The 3,612-nt window shown below is 60.7% G+C and carries 4 protein-coding genes and 1 pseudogene; all 5 read right to left on the bottom strand.

All coding sequences use genetic code 11. From position 1 onward, the window contains the following. On the bottom strand, positions 1-178 hold a 178-nt coding region (locus tag AC1DO7_RS40890), incomplete at its 3' end, for a class II aldolase/adducin family protein (protein WP_477117536.1). A 19-nt stretch (positions 179-197) separates the two neighbouring features. Continuing rightward, positions 198-1,004 (bottom strand): annotated as a pseudogene (locus AC1DO7_RS40885) (Bug family tripartite tricarboxylate transporter substrate binding protein); the annotation flags it as partial. A 430-nt stretch (positions 1,005-1,434) separates the two neighbouring features. Further along, positions 1,435-1,587, bottom strand: coding sequence for a hypothetical protein (locus AC1DO7_RS40880; protein ID WP_441620409.1), 153 nt, complete (start codon positions 1,585-1,587; stop codon positions 1,435-1,437). A gap of 202 nt (positions 1,588-1,789) precedes the next feature. Beyond that, positions 1,790-3,139, bottom strand: coding sequence for a phosphoribosyltransferase family protein (locus tag AC1DO7_RS40875; RefSeq protein WP_477117535.1), 1,350 nt, complete (start codon positions 3,137-3,139; stop codon positions 1,790-1,792). A 133-nt stretch (positions 3,140-3,272) separates the two neighbouring features. Beyond that, on the bottom strand, positions 3,273-3,612 hold a 340-nt coding region (locus AC1DO7_RS40870; protein WP_477117534.1), incomplete at its 5' end, for a cation transporting ATPase C-terminal domain-containing protein.

Raw genomic sequence — 3,612 nt, 5'->3', positions numbered from 1 at the left:
ACATATACCCATATGCATTGATGAGTAGATGGTCGTCGGGACCGGGAATTCTGGCAGTGATATGGTTGTAGACCAGGTCACTCATTCCAAAGTGCGACACTAGCCGATAACATGCGGCAAGCTGAACGCGTGTTTCCCATTCATGCTCACTCATCTCGGAGCTACTCATTTTTCCCATTTCGCTCTGGCTCCTTCCTTCACTCAGCCTTAACATCAAAATCACGCACAATCTTTCCCCAAGAGTCGTACTCACTCTTCATGAATGCCCCGAACTCAGTTGGTGAAGACGTGGTGYGAACTTCGGCTCCTAGCTGAGTCAGCTTCGTTCTGGTCTCTGGTTCTTGCAGGATGATGTTCACCTCCTTCGCCAGTTTTTTCCGGATATCGGCCGACACACCGGCCGGCGTAATGAGCCCAAGCCAAGCCCCCATATCGAAGCCCGGGAACCCTTGTTCAGCCGCAGTCAGCACGCCCGGCAAAATCTCTGTGCGCTTAGGCGTACTCACTGCAAGCGCCTTGAGCTTGCCGCTCTTCACCATAGCCAGTTCCGAAACCAAAGTATCGAACGTGCATGCGACCTGCCCGCCGAGGATGTCGGTCTGCGCCTGGCTGCTTCCCTTGTACGGAACGTGAACCATCTTCACGCCCGCCTTCGACATAAGGACCGACATCACGAGATGACTGGTGGTTCCTACCCCTGTTGTCGCGTAACTCAGGGTATTGGGGGCTTTCCTTGCCGCGTCCAAAAACTGCTTTAGATCCTTTGCGGAGTTCTCTTTGCTGACAACGAACAGATACGGCAGCCACGTAAGTAGACCGATTGGGGCGAAGTCCTTCTGTGCGTCGTATGTCAGCTTGCTGTATAGATGGGGATTGATTGCCTGAGGCGCAGACGCACCGATCAGCAGCGTGTAGCCGTCAGCCTTCGCCCGTGCGCCGATACCCGCGCCGATGCTCCCGCCGGCGCCTGGGCGATTGTCCACGATGAACTGTTGACCAAGCCGCTTCGAAAGACCTCATATGCTGACGCTGCCGGCAACGGCACTTCGCATATAGCAGATAGTCTATTTCGGCATGGCCGGGGCGCCTTGGCATTTGGACGTTTATCGAAAGTCAATTGTTGCGAAATGGACTTCGCCGCGGCTCCACCAGTATCTCCACGTGGCGACGAGTTCTACAGCCCAGGGCGAGCCGCAGGCATGAAGCGCTCCTTCGGCGTGAAGGTAGTCCTCTTGTCACAATCACCGCGAGTGCTTGCCGCTGGCAACACAAAGCGAATCATCCTGGTGACGTCCATCGTTAGCCTTGACCACGGCCACTTGACCAAAATACAAGGTGCGCACGAGTCCCGTGTCAAAGATGGGCCGGACTCTGGAATCAGCGCTCCAGGTATGCCGGAGTTCTCGGCGGCGATTGTCAGGCGGAGCGATAACTTCAAGAAGCTGGTGCCGGCCAAGAAATCGCGTTAAGACGCTCACTTAGGGTGTATAAAACCGGACGGCGGAAGCGCTGCTCCTCAAAGGTCATATACGGTGTCGCGCCATCGGGATCGCGTTTTTTCCACTCTTGCTTATTGGACTTGTTCATGGCGTTCCTTCCTGATTCCCTCAGCGCTGACTCCGCAACAGTTTGAAATCCTGATCAAAAGCATAGTCAAGAAAGCATTGCTTGCTGGCGCCCACAAGCAAACTGCTGCCTGCCCAGTCTATTGCGCCGGTATGGTGATAAGCGCCAGCCCCTCCTTGCCCCCGTATCCACCAACGTAAAAAAAGCACAACCCCGGGCATGCCTACACGACAACGATCCGCCCATCGGCAAGCAATTGCGAGAACCAGCTTCCTGTCAGCGCTGCCAGTTCTTCAATCGCTGCGGGTTCCTCGAATACCCTGCCCTCGCCCGCCACCAGCCGCAATTGCCGGGGACAGCGAAGCCTGCCGAACACCAGGTCATTGATCCGAATGCCCTCCGGATCGCTGGCGCCCACCACGAGAAGCGTAGGTATGGTCACCTTGCCCAAGATTTCGGCATCGGCCAGGTCCACGCGTCCCGCGGCAAGGACCAGCGTGCGTAAATCCGTCCCCTCCTCCGCCGCCACGCTCAATGCGGCGGCCGCAGCGGTGCCGGTGCCAAAGCAGCCGAGCGGGAGCGCCGGCAAACGCAGCCGCGCGTGCACGTAGCCTGGCACCGCCTGTATTACCCCGCGCAGCCTGCCGGACAGCATGGCGATGTCCCGGCGCTTCTCCATCCGCATCACCTCTCGTGGCCCGATCAGGTCCACCAGTAGCGTGGCCAGCCCCCTGCCGCGCAGTTTCCTCGCCACATACTGGTTGCGCACGGCATGGTCGTCGATGCCGTTGGCATGTACCATCAGCACCAATCCCACAGGACTGGCGGGGGCGTCGAGCACGCCGTGCAGCCTGATGYCGTCGCACGGGATGCCTACCGGCACAGCGGCCGCCAGGGTTTTCGTTCCGATGGCCTCGGCATTGTGCGGTTCGATATCGCGCCAGAGCAGTGCGCGGACTACTCCGTCRTCCACCTCCGGAAAGCACTGGTAGGCATGGTGGACATCGTGATCTGGCCCGGCGGTGCGCAGGCACACCACCTCATCGGCGCTGGCGCGAACCGCCGCCAGCCCCTGGAGGGTGCCCACGGGAACCGCGCAAACCAGCCTGGCTGGCTGCTGCCTGCGTACCGCGTGGATCGCCGCCATCATGGTGGCGCCGGTGCAGAGTCCGTCGTCCACCAGGATCACGACGCGGCCATGCGGGTCAGGCCGTGCGCGATGCGATGTGTAGATTGCACATTGCTGCCGCAGCAGATCGAGTTTTGTCAGCCGTTCCCGCGCAAAATGCATGGGATCGGGCTGCCCGCCTACCGGGTTCTCCACGCGGTAGGTCCAGCCGTTCTCGGTCACCGCGCCGATCGCGGCGATGCCGTTGGCGGGGCCGGCCAGCTTGCTGACCAGTGCCACATCGAGTTGCCCCTCCAGCGCGTCGGCGAGTCCGCGACCGACGGGTACGCCGCCCTTCGGAATGGCAAGGATCAAGGGATGCTGGCCCCGATATTCGGAGAGTGCCGCGGCTAGCTGCGCTGCGGCTTCCTCCCGCCCCGCAAAGCGGGCAAGTGGCGAATTCATCGATTTGCCTCCCATCCTTCGTGCGGCGGCTGCGCGCTGCGAGCTAGTTCCCGCTTGCGCTCAGAATAGGCCGTAGGCGAAGCCAGTCCTTGTGCTATATCAAGGGTTGGGCCACGGATCCCCGGATAGCGCCTCAGTCAATCGAAAAACGCCGGATCAGCCATCCGCGCAGCGCATAGGTCAGGCAGCAATAGCCGAGGATGATCGGCGGCAGGAATAGCCAGAGCGTGCCCGGCGGGGATAGCAGGCCCAGCGGCGCCGCCAGCGGCGAGTACGGCAGCCAGATGCCGATCAGGCAGATCGTCAATGTGGTGGCAATCAGCGTGGTGCTGCCGCGGCTTTGCACAAAGGGAATGTTCCGCGTGCGAATCACGTGGACGATCAGGGTCTGCGACAGCAGCGACTCCAGGAACCAGCCGGTCTGGAACAGGTGCTGCTGCGCGGGCGTGCTGGCGCCCAGTACCCAGTAGAGC

The sequence above is a fragment of the Cupriavidus sp. 05N40 genome (assembly GCF_056397305.1).
The sequence above is the reverse complement of the archived record's forward strand: the minus strand, read 5'-3'. Positions and strand labels throughout refer to the sequence as shown.

Coding starts and splice junctions, on each gene's coding strand:
- AC1DO7_RS40880 (WP_441620409.1), bottom strand. CDS start 1,587: ATGAACAAGTCCAATAAGCAAGAGTGGAAAAAACGCGATCCCGATGGC.